The organism is Streptococcus sp. A12 (genome assembly GCF_905372335.1).
Taxonomy (GTDB): domain Bacteria; phylum Bacillota; class Bacilli; order Lactobacillales; family Streptococcaceae; genus Streptococcus.
The window spans coordinates 23405-41588 of record NZ_CAJPOU010000013.1; the positions used below are offsets into that span (position 1 = coordinate 23405).

An 18184-nucleotide genomic window follows, 5' to 3' on the forward strand; every position below is an offset into this window, starting at 1 on the left:
CTTGCAGAGTTTTTTCATTGAGGACCCTGTTTCCTTTTCCACTAGGCTACCCGCCCTTCTATGGACTGAGATTATTCCGACGCGGGACTTTCTTTTTCAAAGAAGTGGCCACTAGAGTCTTGGATTTTGTTGATGATATCATCGTAGTGAGAATTTCTTTCTTCCTCATTGGTATTGTTGATTTCTTGATAGTTCAACGGATTTTCAACCTTTGGTTCTGGCTTGCGACTGAGGAAATCAAGAGTCCCCAGAAGAAACAAAATCAGGATCACTAGAGAGGTCCAGCCAGTTTCCTTCTTAGGTAGCCGAACTCCCTTGGTCGAAAGAGATTTCCAACTAGGGTTTTGATGTAAGAGCTCATAGACTCTCTTTTGAGTCGGGAAGAGGGTCAACAATGCATACAAGGTCAGAAAGAGAAATGAGAAACTATGGACAGAAACCCAACTATACCTAATTTTTACCTTAAAGGCCTTATAACCAGCTCCCCCCATATACACTTCTAGGGCGAAGACGGCTATCATCAAAAGACAGAAAATCAGGAACTGGACTTTCCATAGTTTTCTTAATCCTAAATACTCTTTTTTGAGCAATTCTTCTTTGTCCTTGGCTTGGTCTACTTCTACCAGAGCTGGGGTGCTTGGTTTTACTTCACTATTGCTTTTAGTTGACCCTACTTTCGCTTCAACTGGTTCTACCTGTCTTGCAAAATAGGCTTCCGCTTCTCTGATCGCTTTGCTAAGATTTTCTTCCGTCAGCAGATAAGGAAAGCCATTGATTATCCAATTGTCTTTCTTATCTGCCTTATCCGGCTCCACCACATTAAGGCAAAAGTATCGCCCAATCAAGCTAATTGAAAATATCGCATCATAATATTCAGATAGAACTGAAAAATCAACCCCATAAAAACTATTAGACTTGACCAGTTTGTTCGCTTCCATAAAAGAAATATCCTTTGTAAACGTCGATCGGATTATCTCTTGTACTTGGGAAACTTTCGCTTCAACTGTAGCAGGATCAAGGGGGAGCCTTAAACAAGAAAGCGTGACGGTAGAAGAATTCTTTTTTAGCTTCCCTTCTAGACTATCTTTAAACCAATCCAAGAAAGAAGTCATATTGGATACGGTTAGATCAATAGAATGATGGATTGGAAATGCTTGGCTTTCTATGCTAGAAGCCATTGGGTCTATCTCTAAGAAGACAAACTGCTGCCCCGCTATTTCAAAGCTAAAAAAAGCTGGATAATGAGGCAACAAACAAGTAAAGACACCCCTAAAGGGTTCATTCTTTTCGAAGGGTCTTCTCCAGAAGTCTATTATTGCTATTCCCTCAAAGGTCGATTCTATCATTCTTTCAAGGGCTTTCACCTTTAGATAGATGTTTTGAAGAGTTACAGGTTCATTGAAAATTAGTTCTGGTTGGTCTAGGTAAGCTTTGATTCGTCGTAAACCTGCGTTAAGGTGTTCGCAATCATACTTATATCCAAGCCCATACCTTTCTTCACCCCAGTATAGTTTTAAATCTCTACCATCAATTAAAATATCTATTTTTTTCTTGTAATCTTTAAGATCAATCTCGAAATTAAAGGTCGGACAGTAAGCATTGAACACAATATTCTGTATATCTACAATTTCGAAATGCTCACCAAAAACATGTTGAAGGGCTTGTCGGATATCATTTACCACAAGCTCTCTATGCTGATCAACAGTTAATCCCATTTCTTTATTACTTACCTCTTATGCGTTTTTATAGACTCAAGGAAAGCATTAGCCTCCTTTAGATAGTCGTGTTGTTCAATCAAGGAAGTTAGCAACTCGTTGTTATGACCCCGATAGTTATCCTTGCGTCTCAATTCTTCGTACATCTCAATAAAAGGAAGGCCCTTGTCCTTGGCATCTTGGAGCTCGACTTCATAGTCATAGGCCACCTTACGAAATTGCAGGTTGGTCACTCCATCTTCTTCGACATCGATCAGTGCATACTGAGCTCTGTGGTTTTGAATTGGTACCCAGTCGAAATAAGGCATGCCAATAGTCCCCGGATTAAGAATCTGTTGGCCCTGGCTGCCATAGCGAAGCAACTGCTTGTGGACATGCCCGTAGATCGCCATATCTGTCTGGTCATCCAGCAATTGGTCAAAATTCTCCGTCGCATTATCTGGACGCAAGTCCCCACCGTAATTCTTTTCTGGCAAGTTGTAGGTCAGTGAAAAACGAATACCATTGACCTCCTTCTTCTCTACCAAGGGAAGGGAACGAAGCCAATCTATCCGCTTAGGATCTAGTCCTTCCATGAGGTACTGAGTGAGACGAAGAAGCTGGATCTCCTGCGGATCCTCAAGTCCGTACTCGCCATCCAATGCCTCTAGGACACAATCGTCCCAATTTCCACGAACAGCAACTGTAATCGGAATCGCATCCAGCAACTCAAAAAGGTCCTCTCGTCCAGGCCCCGGTAGCAAAATGTCCCCTAAAAGCCAGTATTCCGTCGCGCCTAGAGCACGCGCATCCGCAATCACTGCCTCCAGGGCTGTCGTATCTCCGTGAATATCAGATAAAATGGCGATTCGATGATTCATTATAAACTCCTTATGATTGGTATGGTTCAGAATCCTCCGCTACTTCCATCAAGGGACTTGCTTCTTCCTGCTTTCCTTGTTGGAGCTTGGCTTGCACTGCCTCTGCGACTGCTCGTGGGATGCCGACTGTGACGATCTCATCTACAGTAGCTTCTTTGATCTTGGTCAGTGACTTGAAGTGCTTCATCAGCAACTGCTTGCGTTTTGGTCCCAAGCCTTCGATGCCGTCCAGCTGAGAGGAGAAGGAATTCTTAGACCGGAGCTGGCGGTGGAAGGCGATGGCGAAACGGTGGACTTCATCCTGGATCCGTTGCAGGAGGAAAAATTCCTGTGAGGTGCGCGAAAGTTCAATGACTTGGAGAGGATCGCCGAAGAGTAATTCATGGGTTTGGTGCTTGTCATTCTTTTGTAGGCCCGCAATAGGAATATCCAGCCCTAACTCCTCTTGAATGACTTGCTTAGCGATATTGACCTGGCCCTGCCCCCCATCGATGACGATCAGATCTGGTGGCGTCAGGCCGTCCCGCATGACCCGGCTGTAACGTCTGCGAATGACCTCCCTCATGCTGGCATAGTCATCTGGTCCGACGACAGTCTTGATCTTGTACTTGCGGTAATCTTTTTTACTTGGCTTCCCATTGACAAAGACCACCATGGCTGAAACCGGACTGGTCCCCATGATGTTGGAGTTGTCAAAGGACTCAATGCGCACAGGGGTTGGGATTTGCAGGAGTTTTCCAAGATTTTCAATAGCACCTTGGGTCTTCTCCATGGACTTTTCAAGGAGATTAAACTTCTGCTCCAGACTGACACGCGCATTCTTGATGGCCAGATTGACCAACTGCTTCTTCTCCCCACGCTGGGGCTTGAGGACCTTGGTATCCACTAGGACCTTGACCGCTTTCTCATCGATATCCTGAGGGATCAGGATTTCATTGGGGATCAGGTGAGATTTCTCCTGGTAAAACTGCCCCACATAGGTCAAGAAATCCTCGTCTGGATCATTGTAGTAAGGGAAGAGATTGACGTCGCGCTCGATCAGCTTGCCCTGACGGACAAAGAAGACCTGCACACACATCCAGCCCTTGTCCACGTAGTAGCCAAAAACATCCCGATTCTGCAAATCCTTGGCCATGACCCGCTGTTTGGTCCGCAGGGTCCCGATGGCCTGGATCAGATCGCGGTACTCGGCCGCCCTCTCGAATTCCATGTTTTGCGCAGCGGTAGTCATCTTGAGATTGAGCTCGTCGATAATCTTATCATCCTGCCCCTTGAGGAAATCAGATACCTCCTGGGCCATGCTCTTGAAATAGGCCTCGTCCTTGTGGCAGACTGTGTGAGCCATACACTGCCCTAAATGGTAGTAAAAGCAGACCTTGGAAGGCGGATTGGTACACTTGCGAAATGGGAAAATCCGATCCAAAAGCCGTTTGATCTCATTGGCCGCTCCCACATCTGGATAGGGACCGAAATAGAGACCACCATCCTTTTTGACCTGGCGCGTGATGATGAGGCGCGGATAGCGCTCATTGGTAATCTTGATGAAGGGATAGGACTTATCGTCCTTGAGCATGATATTGTACTTGGGCTTGTTCTCCTTAATCAGGTTGATCTCAAGAAGCAAGGCCTCAATATTGGACTCGGTGACGATAAACTCAAAATCCACAATCTCAGATACCAGAGCTTCTGTCTTGGTATCGTGGCTCCCTCTGAAATAGGACCGCACCCGATTGCGAAGATTTTTGGCCTTTCCCACATAGATAATGATACCGTTCTTGTCTTTGTGAATGTAACAGCCCGGACTCGTTGGCAAAAGCTCGAGCTTGGATTTAATCAAGTTATTCATACTCTCTATTATAGCAAAAAGAGGGATATAAAATAATCCTTTCATGAATGGAAACAAACTATTATTTTACATAAGACAGTTAGATGTTTATAAAAAAATTGAATCTTTTATTCATTTAAGAGGATCAAAAACTTTCTGCTGTGAGAAAAATGCCTGAAACATAATTGTTTCAGGCATCGGAATTATTGAGACCTTAGGCTCAATAATTAGTCATGGAACTTCTTCGAAGTTCGCTGACGTCCGTACTCACCTAAGGAAAGTTTTTCAGAAGATTTTATCTTCAATTTGAGAGAGAGCTAAAACGATCCCTCTTGATATTAATAGCCTCTTAGGTAAGGAAGTAAGGACATAAGGGTTGTCCCAAGGACCAAGACCCAGAACCAGAAGGAATACATGCTTCTTTGGAAGACGCCTGGTGCTGGTCGGTTTTCTTGAATGTAGTGAAAAATAGCTTTTCTCTTTAAAATCAAGACGATGGTAAAGGCGATGGTTCCACCTAAAAAGACTAGAATTTGAACCCACTCGGCCACATTCATATTGACATGCGTGCCGAGGTAATGAAGCCCTTGAGAGAGGACCAGGTTGTTAAAAATATGGTAGAAAATAGCCCACCAGATCGAATACTCAAAGGTCAAGTAGCCAAAGCCAAAGCCGATAATTGTCGCAAAGAACAACTGATCAAAATTAGCATGGAACATTCCAAAAGCCAAGGCTGTCATGACGATCGCAAAGACTTTTCCATACTTTTCTAAAGCTCTCAGCCCAGCGGCCCGGAAAACCAATTCCTCAGTGATGGGACCGATCAGGGTCGCATAGAGCAAGAGGCTCCAAGACTGACTGAGTTGCTCAGACATGTCCTCTTGAGGCTTGAAAAAGCCTAAGGTTTCCATCATGTGGTCTAAGAGCTGAGATAAGGCACTAGAAGCCAATTGGGCAAACCCCAAGAAGGCAATGAACACTAAGAAAGTCTGCCAGGTCATCTTGCGTCCCTTTTGTCTCACATCTCCTTTAAAGAGTGATCCTTGCCGATAAAGGGCAAATAGGAGGACACCTATACTGACAGATATCAAGTAGCTAATCCCATTTCCATTGATGATTTTTTCTACATACTCCTGCTTCTCTGCCATCTCCAATCCATACCGTCCAAACATAAAGAGGGTAACGGCAAAGGTCGAAATGATGCTGACAAAGACCATGACCAAGAGATAGAGGCAAACCATCCCTGAAAAGCTTCCCAAATCCTTTTTGGGGTCTATAAATCGATTGAACTGTTTCATCCATTCACTCCACTAATCTACTGTTTTTCTTTTACGACTCCATCCGTAGCACCATCCAAAAGCCCCTTCATACAAAACAAAGAAAATCAGAAAGGCATGTAGGAAATAGTCCTCCGGTAAAGCTAGAATAATCGGATCCCGATAAGGATCAAAGAGCCAGGTAGCATCTCCGACAAAGAGGACTTGGTGAAAGAGGGTAAAGAATTGATCAAAACCAATAAAGAGGGTCACTCCTCCTATGATAATCGGTAAGAGAACCATCCCACCAAATAAAGGGCGATAGAGGCCTGCGTAGTCCTTACACATCACTGTTCGAATAAATCGTATAGCTACTGGTAACAAGACCAAGAATAAGGCTTGGGTCAGGTGAAAGAGGTATTTGACTGCCTGGAAATGATGCAGGCCATCTGAAGAGGATGGAAAATCCGGCATCTCCAGCTTCCAGGTAAAAGGACTGGTCAAATACTGCATAAGGATCTGAAAATTCTTCTGGATGACTGCAGGAGACAAACCAGTCCTATTCTGGATTCGTAACCAGCTAATCTCCATGGGATAGATCAACCAAGCTACGAGAATGGTCCCCAAAATCACCGTTGCTAAGAGCCAGAGGATAAAGCCCGTTACTTTCAACCTCTCACGCATCGAAATCCCACTCCGCTAAACTCGATAGGACGTGAGTTGGTGGCAAGGGCAGGTCTGGTACTTCTTCTGGCTTGGTAAAGCCAGTGGTCACCAGCAAAGTAGGGATGCCATTGTCAATCCCTGCTCGGATGTCGGTCAGGTAATTGTCACCCACCATGACCACTTCTTCGCGCTCTAGTCCCAGGTGAGCGATGGCCTTATCCATGATGATGGCATTGGGCTTCCCGATAAAGGTTGGCTTCACGCGCGTTGCCGCTTCGATCAGGGCATTTAGAGCACCAGCCCCTGGCATCATTCCCCGCTCTGTCGGGATATTGAGGTCTGGATTTGTCCCGATAAAATGGGCTCCCTTTTGAATAGCCAAGGTCGCGATGGAGAATTTCTCATAGTCCACTTCCCAATCAAGACCCACCACGACATAGGCTGGATTTACCGTATCTTCAACAAAGCCTGCCTCAGCAATGGCCCGTTTCAAGCCCACATCTCCAATGACATAGGCAGTTTTCCCCAAATTCATGTCCACCATATAATCAATGGTTGCTAGTGTCGCTGTATAGATGGTATCCAGTGGCGTTTCGATATTGAACTGGCCTGCCAGCATCTCTTGAACCATTTCCGGTGTCCGAGTAGTATTGTTGGTCACAAAGAGATAGGGGATCTGACGCTCTTGCAATTCGTGGACAAAGGCTTCCCCAGCTGGGATCCGCTCTTTGCCCTTGTAGATGGTTCCGTCTAAGTCAATTAAATAACCCTTATAAGTCATGGGATTCTTGATCTCCTTTTTCACTTGCTTCCTCTGCTACTTTCTCCTGATCTTGAAACTGGCCTCCTGCTCCATACAGAAGCAAACAAGCCCCATATAAGGCAAATTGAAGGACCAAACCGAAGAAATTGATACTTGCTTTTCCAGCCTGAGTAAAGAGAAAGGATGAAATCATCAAGATGACGATGGTCACCATCAAGCCACCAATCTTAGCCTGATCAATGGTGATGGTATAGATTCCAGTCTCTTTTTCCTCATTGCTTTCTTTCCCTGCCTGGATAGGTTTCATAGTCTCGATGAAATCTGTCATTAAGGTCGCTGCAAGGCTGACAGTCGTACTGAAGAGGACACCTTGGGAGAGCTTATCAAAGAAGTTACTCCAGAAGCTACCCGATTGGCTGGTGATACTTAAGGAAAAGACAACGACAGGTAGGATAAAGGCTAAAATCAAATGAATCCAGACACGATACCAGCGTACATCTTCCTTGAGAAAACGAAGAAAGGCTTCAAAACTCAACCGATAGCGGACAAAACGAACCGCTTCTTCAATAAAGATATAAAAGGCTGCGACTAAGGTCAAGAAACCATCTCCCAGCACATAGAGGGGATTTTTCTTACGACGAGCATAAGCAACAACCCGCCGTTGAACCTCCATCAAGTCTTCTTTTTTCTGTTTTAATCTTCGCTTTTCCATAATGTTTCCTTATCTATTTCTTCCCAAGTGATGAGGGCTTGGGCGTGGATTTGGCCTTCTGATGAGATGACATGATTGCTGAACATCCCTTCCCGCTCGACGCTAGTGGTGATCATCCCTCCAGGCAGGACTTCCTTGACATACTTGAGATGGACCCGTTTGGGGATATGCTGGGTTAGGAATTCCGCTCCCATGACTTCAAAGACCCAGTCCAAGTACTTGCTGTTGTTGACATGGCCGTTCATATCAAGATCATAGAAACGCACATGGTAGTCTTGCTCCATGGCTCCATTGAGCTCTGGATAGCGTGGACCACGGCGGATCTTCTTCTCAAATGGTGACTCATATGGCTCTGTGATCTCCTCCGGTACAGATTGGACTTTTCGGCTGTCCCGATCCATCAAGACGAAGGTCGCCACCATCTCGACGATGGCTTCCCCCTTCTGGTCTCTAACGACAAAGGAACGGTAGCAAAAGAGACGATTGTGGGCGAGTGCTTGAGTCTCAATGGTAATCAGTTCATCAAAGACCGGTAGGCGATGAACCGTGATGTCATAGTCGGTGATGATCCAGACCAGATTGCGCTGCTCGAGCAGGTCCCTGTCACTGACACCCAGCTCCATGGACTGCATGCCTGAGACCTGCAAGGACAGGAGGATGAGCTGGGGCATCTTGATAAAGCCATTCACATCGCTCATATCAAAAGGAACTTTCATGTCATACTGATAAATTTTAGCCATCGTTTACTCCAATATAAATTTCTCTGCTACGGTATCACCAAGGAACAAACCTCTCTTGGTCATCCGAACTTGCTTGTCATCTGGAACCAAAAGTCCCTGCTCCGTCAAATTGGCCACCACTTGTCCATAGCGTTGGTCAAAGGAGACACCGAATTTTTCTTCAAAACGTGCTTTGGACACGCCGGTTTTTTTCCGTAGACCGAGGAACAACTCCTCTTCCATCTTCTCTTCCAGTGTCAGGTGTTCCTCTGTGATTCGAGCCTTACCTGCTTCAACAGCCTCTAGATAATGCCGGATAGGTCCATGATTTTTGTAGCGAATCCCGTCCACATAGCCAGAAGCTCCTGCTCCTAGACCATAGTATTCTGCATTATCCCAGTAGACCAGATTGTGGCGACTTTCAAAGCCAGGCTTGGAGAAATTGGAAATCTCATAATGCTCAAAGCCTGCTTTTTCCAACTCTTCAATGATGTACTCAAACATCTCTGCTTCCAACTCTTCTTTCGGTAGAGGAAGCTTGCCCCGTCTCATGCGATTCATAAAGACCGTGTGGTTCTCTAAAATCAAGCTATAGAGACTCATGTGGGGAATGTCCAGGTCGATGGCCTTAGCGACATTTTCCTTGACCTGGTCCATGGTCTGACCGGGCAGAGCATAGATTAAGTCGATCGAAATATTGTCAAAGCCAGCCTGCTTGAGATGGCGGATATTGTCATAAATATGCTGCTCCTGGTGGCTCCGCCCAATCTTCTTCAACATCTTATTATCAAAGGTTTGAACCCCCAGAGAGACCCGATTGACCTGAGAGTCCTTGAGGACTGCGATCTTATCCGGATCCAAATCTCCAGGATTGGCCTCGATAGTAAACTCCTCTACCTCCGATAGGTCCATGACCTTGGGCAATTCTGTCAAGAGATAGGCCAGTTGCTGGGCAGATAGAGCTGTCGGGGTCCCTCCACCGATGTAGAGGGTCCGGAGTTTGCCAATCTCATAAGACCGCGTCTCCTGGATCAGGTGTTCCAGATAGGCATCGACCGGCTGATTCTTGATAAAAACCTTCGAAAAGTCACAATAATAACAAATCTGGGTACAAAATGGAATATGCACATAGGCAGAGGACGGTTTAGCTTGCATAACCTTTATTATACCACATTTCGCACCAAAGCCCGAGTAGAAAAGAGAGAGTAAAGCAAGGATTTCCTTGACAAGAAAGAATGAAAGGAATAGAATAAAGCTAATCACATTCGGAGGTAAGGAGATATGAACAACTAAGTTTCGTTAAATAAGATACTTTATTTAGTGGACTGCTTGTTCTATCTCTTTTTGTGTACCCTCTTGCCTATTCTCCAACTTCTTGTTGGCTATATTAGGTCTTTTTCTGCTTGGGTTCCACTTGAATACAGCTCTACTAAATAGGTAGAGCTGTTTTTTTGTCCCAGTAGAAAGGAATCTTATGCTAAAACTATCCCACCTCACCATCCGCCATACAAAAGATTTACGAGATTTGGTTCGCGATCTGTCCCTAACCATTCATGAAGGAGAAAAAGTTGCTATTATTGGCGAAGAAGGAAATGGAAAATCTTCCTTGCTTCATGTCCTTATGTCCCCAAAATCCCTCCCAAATTATCTGACCATAGAAGGCCAAATCACCACTTCTTTTCACTCCTATGCCTATATTCCCCAGACTTTGCCGGAAGCCTTGAAGGGAAAAAGCTTGGAAGAATATTTTTTTGGAGAGGACGAGCTAGACTATGCCACCCTCTACAGACTGGCTGATCAATTGCAATTTGATAGCGACCGCTTTGCGAGCGACCAAGCTATTGGAAGTCTATCTGGAGGAGAAGCCCTCAAAGTCCAACTGCTTCACGAACTTTGCCGTCCTCATGAATTGCTATTTTTAGATGAACCTTCAAACGATCTGGATTTGGAAACCCTGGACTGGCTCAAGCAGATGATTCAAACAAGCCCCCAAACCATCCTATTTATTTCCCATCATGAGGATTTTTTGACGCAGACGGCGGATACGATCATCCATCTAAGACAGATCAAACACCGCAAGGAGGCTGAAACCATTGTAGAGCACCTAGGCTATCAAGACTACAGAAGCCAGAGGGAGCAACAATTCGAGCAACAGACTCAGCAAGCTGCCAATGATCAACGAACCTACAAGAAAACAATGGAGAAGCATCGCCGCGTCCGTCAGCAAGTCGAAACTTCCTTACGAAACACTAAGGATAGCACTGCTGGACGTCTCCTGGCAAAGAAAATGAAGTCCCTCCTCTCACAAGAAAAGCGCTACGAGCGAGAATTCCAATCCATGACTTCCCAACCCTATGATGAGGAAGTCATCAATCTACATTTTCCTCCCCTCACTCCCTTGTCTCCTCAAAAACGAGTCCTTCTCTTAGATCAGGAAGAGCTCGCAATTGGTGATCGGGTCCTGGTCAAGAACCTCTCCCTTACTCTTCATGGGCAGGATAAAATAGGGATTATCGGTTCTAATGGTGTGGGGAAATCCACTTTCCTAAAAATGATATGGGAAAGCCTACAGAAGAATGAAAGTATCCGCACTGCCTATATGCCACAGGATTACACTGAACTTCTCCCTTTGACTCAGACACCCGTTCAATTCTTACAGTATTCAGGCGATCGCGAAGAAATCAATACCATTCAATTGCATTTAGCCTCCCTCAACTTTACCTATTCTGAAATGCACCATCCGATCTCTGAACTTTCTGGTGGCCAGCAAGGAAAACTCTTTCTCCTACAACTAGTGCTCACAAGTCCCCAGTTTCTGCTCTTGGACGAGCCTACCCGCAATTTTTCCCCCACTTCCCAACCAGAAATTCGACGCCTTTTCGCAGACTACCCAGGCGGACTGGTTACAGTCTCCCACGACCGGACCTTCCTCAAAGAAGTCTGCCAAAAAATCTATCGTCTGACGGAAAATGGTTTGGTAGAAATAGAGGCTCTCTAACGTAAAAAAGATTGGCCAAAAAACCAATCTTGTAGAACGAAGAAAAAATGTTCTATTATACAAATCTAACAAATCCAGAGTTATCCAAGCCTCTATTGAAACTTTTCCGCCGTGAGAAAAGTGCCTGAAATGTAATAGTTTCAGGCACTCGGAATTATTGAGAGTAAAACAGTTTGGGAAACTGTTTTGGCCTGAGCCCGGAAATTAAAGAGCGAAGGGGCTCAAAATGAATTGAACACGGGCTGCGGATTGTGTCAAAAGTGCAAATGCATTAGTACTAAATCCAAGACACAGTAGCTGATTGAATTCTTCTCTCACCTTTCAGCTCGGAAGAATCCTAATCAGCCTTGTGGGGGCAGGACAACGAAGCAATCCCATACAACAGTGCTTCTGTCCTGCTCCCTATTTTGACTTTATCCGCAGACGCCCTTTGTATCTTAATTTAGTCATGGAACTTCGAGGAAGTTCGCTGACGTCCGATCTCACCTAAGGAAAGTTTCTAAGAGGACTTTATTTTCAATTTGAAAGATTGGCCAAAACCAATCTTTTTTTCTATTTCTTCGCTGCCTCTTGTCCCATTTCCTGGGTACGTTTGTAGGCTGCTTCCACTCCTGCAATAATGTCGCCCCGTAAGCCGACTTGTTCTAAGCGATTGACTCCTGCGATGGTAGAGCCACCTGGGCTACAAACTGCATCTCGCAAGCGGGCTGGGTGCTCGCCTGTCTCTAGGACCATTTGACTAGCTCCTTGGAAGGTCTGGGCCGCCATTTGCAAGGCTTGCTCTCGAGTAAGCCCTAAGCTTACTCCTGCATCTGACATAGCTTCAATCATCTGATAGACAAAGGCTGGACCACAGCCTGCAACAGCCGTTGCAGCATCCATTAATGTTTCCTCGATTTCGTAGAGAGCCCCTGCTCCTGCTAAGAGCTGGTTGACTTGGGCTACTTGCTGGTCTGTCACTGCTTGAGAGCGAGCCAGACTGATAACCCCTTGACCAATGGCTACGGGCGTATTGGGCATGATGCGGATGAGACCCACCTGGTCATTCTGGATCACATCAGCCATTTTTTCTAGCTCCAGGCCTGCAGCCATGGACACCAGTAAGAGATTGGAGCGTTGAGACAGGACAGTTTGGTACTCTTCTAAAAGAGGACAAATCTGGTAGGGTTTGACTCCTAGGAAGATGACCTCCGCTTCTTTAAAAGCCTCTTCAAGATCAGACGCTGTTCCCCCATACTGGCCGATAAACTCTTGCACTTTTTGAGGGGAGCGGTTGACCAAAAGCAGATCTGTAGCTGCTACTTCTTTTGCGACCGCTTTGGCCAGACTGGCTCCCATATTTCCAAGTCCGATAAATGCTACTTTCATGACTTACCTCACTTGACCATTTCCAGTGACCAGATATTTATAGCTGGTCAGCTCACGCAAGCCCATGGGACCACGCGCATGCAACTTCTGGGTCGAGATGCCCATCTCACAGCCTAGGCCAAACTCTCCGCCATCTGTGAAGCGGGTCGAAGCATTGACATAAACGGCCGCCGAGTCTACCTGGTTACTGAAGAGTTCAATGGCTGTCGCATCTTCAGAGACAATGGCATCTGAATGGTGGGTACTGTGGGCTTCGATATGAGCAATGGCTTCTTCTACAGAAGGCACGACCTTCACGGCCATGACATAATCTAAGAATTCCGTATCAAAGTCAGTCTCAGAAGCTGGTGTCCCAGAAATGATTTGCTGGGCTTGAGCATCCAAGCGCATCTCCACTGGTACTGGAGCCTCGTCTACCAAGACTTTCTTCACTAGTGGCAGAAAGTCACCAGCAATAGCTTCATGCACCAAGAGGACTTCCATAGCATTGCAGACGGATGGTCGGCTTGTCTTGGCATTCTGAATGATACTGAGAGCCTTGTCTAAATCTGACGCTTGATCGACATAGACGTGAACAATCCCAGTCCCTGTCTCAATCACAGGGACAATTGCTTGCTCTACAACTGCTTGGATCAAGCCATCTCCCCCACGTGGAATAAGAAGGTCTAGATCCCCCTTGGCCTTCATCATGACCAGACTACTCTCCCGGCTGGTATCTTCGACCAACTGTATGACAGCCGGATCAATGGTGGTTGCTTGCAAGCCTGTTTTTAAGGCGCTAACGATGGCATGGGCTGTCTGATAGGCATCCTTACCACTGCGCAGGACAACGGCACTTCCGCTTTTCAGGGCCAAGGCTGCTGCATCAGAGGTCACGTTGGGACGACTTTCATAGATAATCCCAATGACCCCCATGGCCACTCTTTTCTTCTGAATGACCAAACCGTTCTCCAGAGTTCGCTCCTCCAAGAGTTCTCCCACTGGATCGGGTAGGGCAGCCACTTGGAGAATCCCATCAGCCATGGCTTGAATCCGCTCTTCTGTCAAAAGCAGGCGATCCAGCATTGCCTCCGAAATCCGGCCCCGAGCTGCTTCCATATCCAATTGATTAGCAGCCAAAATGTCAGCTGTGGCGTCAACCAAGGCGTCGGCCATCGCTCTTAAGCCTTTATTTTTCTCATCACTTGTTGCAGTATTAATACTTTTTTTGGCCTGTTTAGCCAGGCGAATCTGATCGATCGTCTCCATCTAATCCCTCCTTTAAAATTCTGTAAATAAGAGTTCTACCTCAGGTGTGATGGTAATCCAATCATCCCGGTGAATGACGATGCCCTTTGGCTTTTGACCATGGAGCAAATCCTTAATGGCTGCAGCCCCTAAGCGGGTACGACCTTTCCCAATGACCTGTCCAGTCTCAGCATCATGAACCGTGATAATATCGGAGTAAGAGAAGGCTCCTTCAACCTTTACCACACCAGACACAAGGATACTCTTACCCTCTTCTTTGACCGCTTTAACCGCCCCTTGGTCCAGCCATACAGACCCTTGACTAGGCGCATAGAAGGCCAGCCATTGTTTCTGATTGCGCAAAAACTTGTCCTGAGCTGTAAAATAACTACCATCCTGAGTCTTCTCTGCCGCTTCTAGAAGGGCGTCTTCTTTCAAAGATGAACAGATATAGACAGGAACTCCTGACTCGGTGGCGATGGTGGCTGCTTTAATTTTTGTCAGCATGCCTCCTGTCCCATTACTTGAGCCTGCTCCACCGGCCATCTCGATAATGTCCTTGCTGATTGAGTCAATCCGCTCCAAGCGTTTGGCAGTAGGATCCTTTTGAGGATGCCCTGTATAGAGTCCATCCACATCCGTTAGCAAGACCAAGAGATCCGCCTGGACCATGGCCGCCACTTGGGCACTCAGGGTATCGTTATCCCCGACCTTTAGTTCTTCAATCGAAACTGTATCGTTCTCATTGATAATCGGAATGGCCCCTCTTTGCAAGAGGACAGAGAGAGCCTGGTGGGCATTTTTATAGCGGCGTTGGTCGACAAAGTCATCCTGGGTCAAGAGGACCTGGGCAGATACGATGTCGTGTACCAGTAGATTAGAGGTATATTCTTCTAACAGAAGACCTTGGCCAACTGCTGCAGAAGCCTGCTTATCCGCAATCTTGGTCGGGCGTTTTTTAAAGCCCAGTGCACCAAATCCAGCTGCGATCGCACCCGAAGATACCAAAATCAATTCATGCCCTTGCTCATGCAAGAGAGCCAGTTGCTGGGTGATGGCCTTGACCTTGCTCCGAGACAAGCTCCCATCTTGATTGGTCAGGGAAGAGGTCCCTACCTTAAACACAATTCGCTTATTCTTCATCCATTCATTCTCCAGAGTATTCGATTGTAACATTATACCATGAAAGCCTTAAAAATTACTAAGAGCAGACCAGGAGCGCCGTTTCCCCACAAAAAAACGAGTTTGAACCATAAGAGGTAAACTCGTTTTGATGATTGAATGCTTATCCTTGACGAAGCTGCTCCAAGGTTTTTTGAAAAATCTCCGGAACCTCTACTGAAAACTCCATGACCTCTCCCGTCCGAGGATGGGTAAAGCCCAGTGTCTTAGCATGGAGGAACTGGCCATGGCCTTTCAAAGTCTTGCGAGGGCCATAGACTTCATCACCAGCGACTGGATGGCCAATGTAGGCCATGTGAACCCGAATCTGGTGGGTCCGGCCTGTCTCCAATTGCAACTCGACCAAGCTATAATCCCCGAAACGCTCCAAGACATGGAAACGGGTCAGAGCTGGTTTTCCTTTGGCTGTCACAGCCTGCTTCTTGCGGTCCTTGTCACTCCGTCCAATCGGCGCCTCAATGACACCCCGATCATTAGGGAGATTACCGTGGACAATGGCCCAATACTTGCGCAGGGACTTCTTAGCCTTGAGCTCATCTGCCAAGGCTACATGAGCCGCATCATTCTTAGCCACCATGAGAAGGCCAGAGGTGTCCTTGTCAATCCGATGGACGATCCCCGGACGAAGCTCCCCATTGATCCCTGACAAGTCCTTGATGTGATACATGAGGGCATTGACCAGGGTCCCACTAGTATGCCCGGCACTAGGATGGACCACCATGCCCTGGGGTTTATTGACCACTGCGACATCCGCGTCTTGATAGACAATCTCTAAGGGGATATCTTCTGCCTCATAAGTCACTTCTTCCACTTGAGGGACTTCGTAGCTGATAACATCCCCTTCTTTTACGGTATATTTGGCCTTTTTGACTTGACCGTTGACGAGGATTTTTCCTTCCTTGATCTGCTCATTAGCCAAGCCACGTGAGAGTTCAGTCAACTCTGAGACGGCCTTATCCAGTCGCGCTCCAGCGACTTCTACTCTAACTTCCATGGCTCTCCTCTCTCAATAGATAAATCAGTAGCAGTCCCACCCCGATGGTTAAATAGATATCCGCTACATTGAAGATGGCAAAATTCATAAAATCCAAGTGGAACATATCGACGACAAAGCCCTGACGTAGCCGGTCAATAAAGTTGCCGATCCCCCCTGAAATAATCAAGGTCAATCCCAACAAGAGCCAAATGGAGCCTTTGATATGGCGATAGAGATAGACAAAGGCTGCCCCCATCGCAATCAAAGTAATGATGGTAAAGAACCACTGTTGGTTTTCTAGCATGGAGAAGGCCGCTCCAGAGTTCTTGAGGTAGGTCAGACTGACCACTTTGGGAATGAAGTGACGCATACCTCCTAGCGGGATCTCCTTGACGACATACCCCTTCACCGCTTGATCTAGGAGAATCAAAAGGAGGATACTAATAAAAATACTTACTTTTCTCTTCATTACCTACCTCTTCTCATCAAAGTAGGCTTCCATGACTTGGACAAACTTCTCAGCCACTGGTGAGAGATCCACCTCTTCCCGCTTGACATAGACCATTTTATTATTGAGATCATCGATCAAGGGGATAACGGTAATGCCATTCACCGACTGGCTATCCAAGAAGCCAGACCCGGTCGCATAGGCATCGGTCCGCTCTAAGATTCCATTCAGGGTTGCGCGGTCCGTCACATTGAAGAGCTGGGAACTGCTACTCGTATCGACAAAGTTCTCCGAATAGTAGAGATACTCATCCTTTTCCTGGGTAAAGCGAACAGTCGGTAGGTGTGCCAAGTCCTCCATCACTAAGAATTCTTTCTTAGCTAATGGATGGCCCTTGCGCAAATAGATATGGGTTTGGAAAGGAATCAGGTCAACGACTTCCAAGCCCAGTTTATCCACCCGTTGCATAATCCCTTTGGTATTTTGCTTATTGAGGTAGATAATCCCCAATTCACTATGACCCTGAGCCACTTCATCCAGAATTTGAACCGTGGTCGACTCAAAGATCCGGAAGTCTTTGTTCTCCGGATAAAGAACTGAGAATTGAGTAATCAAAGGGGGAAGGAAATCATAGTGCTGACTCGAGATTGAGAATTCCTTCTTTTCTTCCTCAGGATTGGCATACTGGTTTTGAAAAATATCAAATCCCTTGACCAATTCTTGGGCCTTCTCATAAAATTCCATCCCGCGGCGGGTCAAGAAAGTCCCTGAACTAGTCCGACGGAAAATCTTAAAGCCCAGTTCCTTCTCCAAGTCTCTCACAGAGATGGACAGACTCGGCTGGCTGACGTACATTTTTTCGGCTGCTTCACGAAAAGTACCACTATTGGCAATCGCGACAACATAGCGTAATTGTTGAATATTCATGTCTTCTTCCTTCTAACAATATCACTCCATTATACCATAATCTAGAAGATGAAAAAAGATTGGGGATCAATCGAGAGAGATCAAAAAAACTCCCTGATGTCAACTGCACCTCAAAAGTTAGACAGAATAATTTAACTTTTCGGAGTGTTTTTATTGTTAAATTAACGTACAATAATAAGCATAAAATTTATGAACTCAGAAAGAAAAGGCAAAGCTTCAAACAACTTTCAAATCGATTTGATGTGGATATTTCTAGACAATATTATCCCCCCTCGATCTTTTTGCTACTCATTTTTGAGAAGCAAAAAATTTTGATTATCTGTATAATCTTAGTCAATCATTTGATCGAACCTATCGGCATATTGGGTTTTCACTTCAAGCTCCTTTCAGTTGTCTACCCGACACCGCTGACTCCTAACTATCATTCTAGGTTACATTAATAAGTTCGTTCATAGTATTCCTTCCTAAATTTGGTATAATAAAAATAAAACGAGGTGATAGTTATGAGACTAAATCCCGATTGTATTCGAGATATTCTTTTT

General features: G+C 45.9%; 16 protein-coding genes. 1 reads left to right on the plus strand and 15 read right to left on the minus strand.

All coding sequences use genetic code 11. The features are described 5' to 3' along the window. Window positions 1-71: 71 nt before the first annotated feature. The 9 genes from QZ158_RS03145 to hemW form a co-directional block, all read right to left on the minus strand. Window positions 72-1715, minus strand: coding sequence for a hypothetical protein (locus QZ158_RS03145; protein WP_293874701.1), 1644 nt, complete (start codon window positions 1713-1715; stop codon window positions 72-74). A gap of 11 nt (window positions 1716-1726) precedes the next feature. Continuing rightward, on the minus strand, window positions 1727-2575 hold the full coding sequence (locus tag QZ158_RS03150; protein WP_293874703.1) for a metallophosphoesterase family protein: 849 nt from the start codon (window positions 2573-2575) through the stop codon (window positions 1727-1729). Window positions 2576-2585: 10 nt separating this feature from the next. Next, window positions 2586-4421 (minus strand): excinuclease ABC subunit UvrC, encoded by a 1836-nt coding sequence (gene uvrC, locus QZ158_RS03155; RefSeq protein ID WP_293874704.1) that lies wholly within the window; start codon window positions 4419-4421, stop codon window positions 2586-2588. 317 nt (window positions 4422-4738) lie between these two features. After that, entirely contained in the window at window positions 4739-5698 is a 960-nt protein-coding gene (locus tag QZ158_RS03160; RefSeq protein ID WP_061563883.1) for a type II CAAX endopeptidase family protein, read from the minus strand. A gap of 12 nt (window positions 5699-5710) precedes the next feature. Beyond that, entirely contained in the window at window positions 5711-6340 is a 630-nt protein-coding gene (locus QZ158_RS03165) for a TIGR01906 family membrane protein (protein WP_293874705.1), read from the minus strand. Continuing rightward, window positions 6333-7103, minus strand: coding sequence for a TIGR01457 family HAD-type hydrolase (locus QZ158_RS03170; protein ID WP_293874706.1), 771 nt, complete (start codon window positions 7101-7103; stop codon window positions 6333-6335). Before QZ158_RS03170 ends, QZ158_RS03165 begins: the two co-directional genes overlap by 8 nt. Next, window positions 7093-7797, minus strand: coding sequence for a hypothetical protein (locus QZ158_RS03175; RefSeq protein WP_293874707.1), 705 nt, complete (start codon window positions 7795-7797; stop codon window positions 7093-7095). Before QZ158_RS03175 ends, QZ158_RS03170 begins: the two co-directional genes overlap by 11 nt. After that, window positions 7779-8537 (minus strand): acyl-ACP thioesterase domain-containing protein, encoded by a 759-nt coding sequence (locus tag QZ158_RS03180; RefSeq protein ID WP_293874708.1) that lies wholly within the window; start codon window positions 8535-8537, stop codon window positions 7779-7781. The genes QZ158_RS03175 and QZ158_RS03180 overlap by 19 nt, the downstream gene beginning before the upstream one ends. Before the next feature lie 3 nt (window positions 8538-8540). Beyond that, window positions 8541-9671 (minus strand): radical SAM family heme chaperone HemW, encoded by a 1131-nt coding sequence (gene hemW, locus QZ158_RS03185; protein WP_293874709.1) that lies wholly within the window; start codon window positions 9669-9671, stop codon window positions 8541-8543. 319 nt (window positions 9672-9990) lie between these two features. On the opposite strand from hemW, the gene QZ158_RS03190 reads away from it, so the two are divergent. Continuing rightward, complete coding sequence (locus QZ158_RS03190) at window positions 9991-11514, plus strand: ATP-binding cassette domain-containing protein (RefSeq protein WP_293874710.1); 1524 nt, start codon at window positions 9991-9993, stop codon at window positions 11512-11514. 552 nt (window positions 11515-12066) lie between these two features. Here the strand turns inward: QZ158_RS03190 and proC are convergent. The 6 genes from proC to QZ158_RS03220 all read right to left on the minus strand — a co-directional run bounded on the left by proC (window position 12067) and on the right by QZ158_RS03220 (window position 17642). After that, entirely contained in the window at window positions 12067-12882 is an 816-nt protein-coding gene (gene proC / locus QZ158_RS03195; protein ID WP_293874711.1) for a pyrroline-5-carboxylate reductase, read from the minus strand. A 3-nt stretch (window positions 12883-12885) separates the two neighbouring features. After that, a complete protein-coding gene (locus QZ158_RS03200) occupies window positions 12886-14130 on the minus strand; it encodes a glutamate-5-semialdehyde dehydrogenase (RefSeq protein ID WP_293874712.1) in 1245 nt (414 codons plus the stop codon). A gap of 12 nt (window positions 14131-14142) precedes the next feature. After that, window positions 14143-15252, minus strand: coding sequence for a glutamate 5-kinase (gene proB, locus QZ158_RS03205; RefSeq protein WP_293874713.1), 1110 nt, complete (start codon window positions 15250-15252; stop codon window positions 14143-14145). A 142-nt stretch (window positions 15253-15394) separates the two neighbouring features. Beyond that, a complete protein-coding gene (locus tag QZ158_RS03210; protein ID WP_272078641.1) occupies window positions 15395-16285 on the minus strand; it encodes an RluA family pseudouridine synthase in 891 nt (296 codons plus the stop codon). Next, window positions 16275-16736: a signal peptidase II gene (lspA, locus tag QZ158_RS03215; RefSeq protein ID WP_293874714.1), complete on the minus strand. Its 462-nt coding sequence runs from the start codon at window positions 16734-16736 to the stop codon at window positions 16275-16277. The genes QZ158_RS03210 and lspA overlap by 11 nt, the downstream gene beginning before the upstream one ends. 3 nt (window positions 16737-16739) lie before the next feature. Then, window positions 16740-17642 (minus strand): LysR family transcriptional regulator, encoded by a 903-nt coding sequence (locus tag QZ158_RS03220; RefSeq protein WP_293874716.1) that lies wholly within the window; start codon window positions 17640-17642, stop codon window positions 16740-16742. Between the last annotated feature and the right edge of the window lie 542 nt (window positions 17643-18184).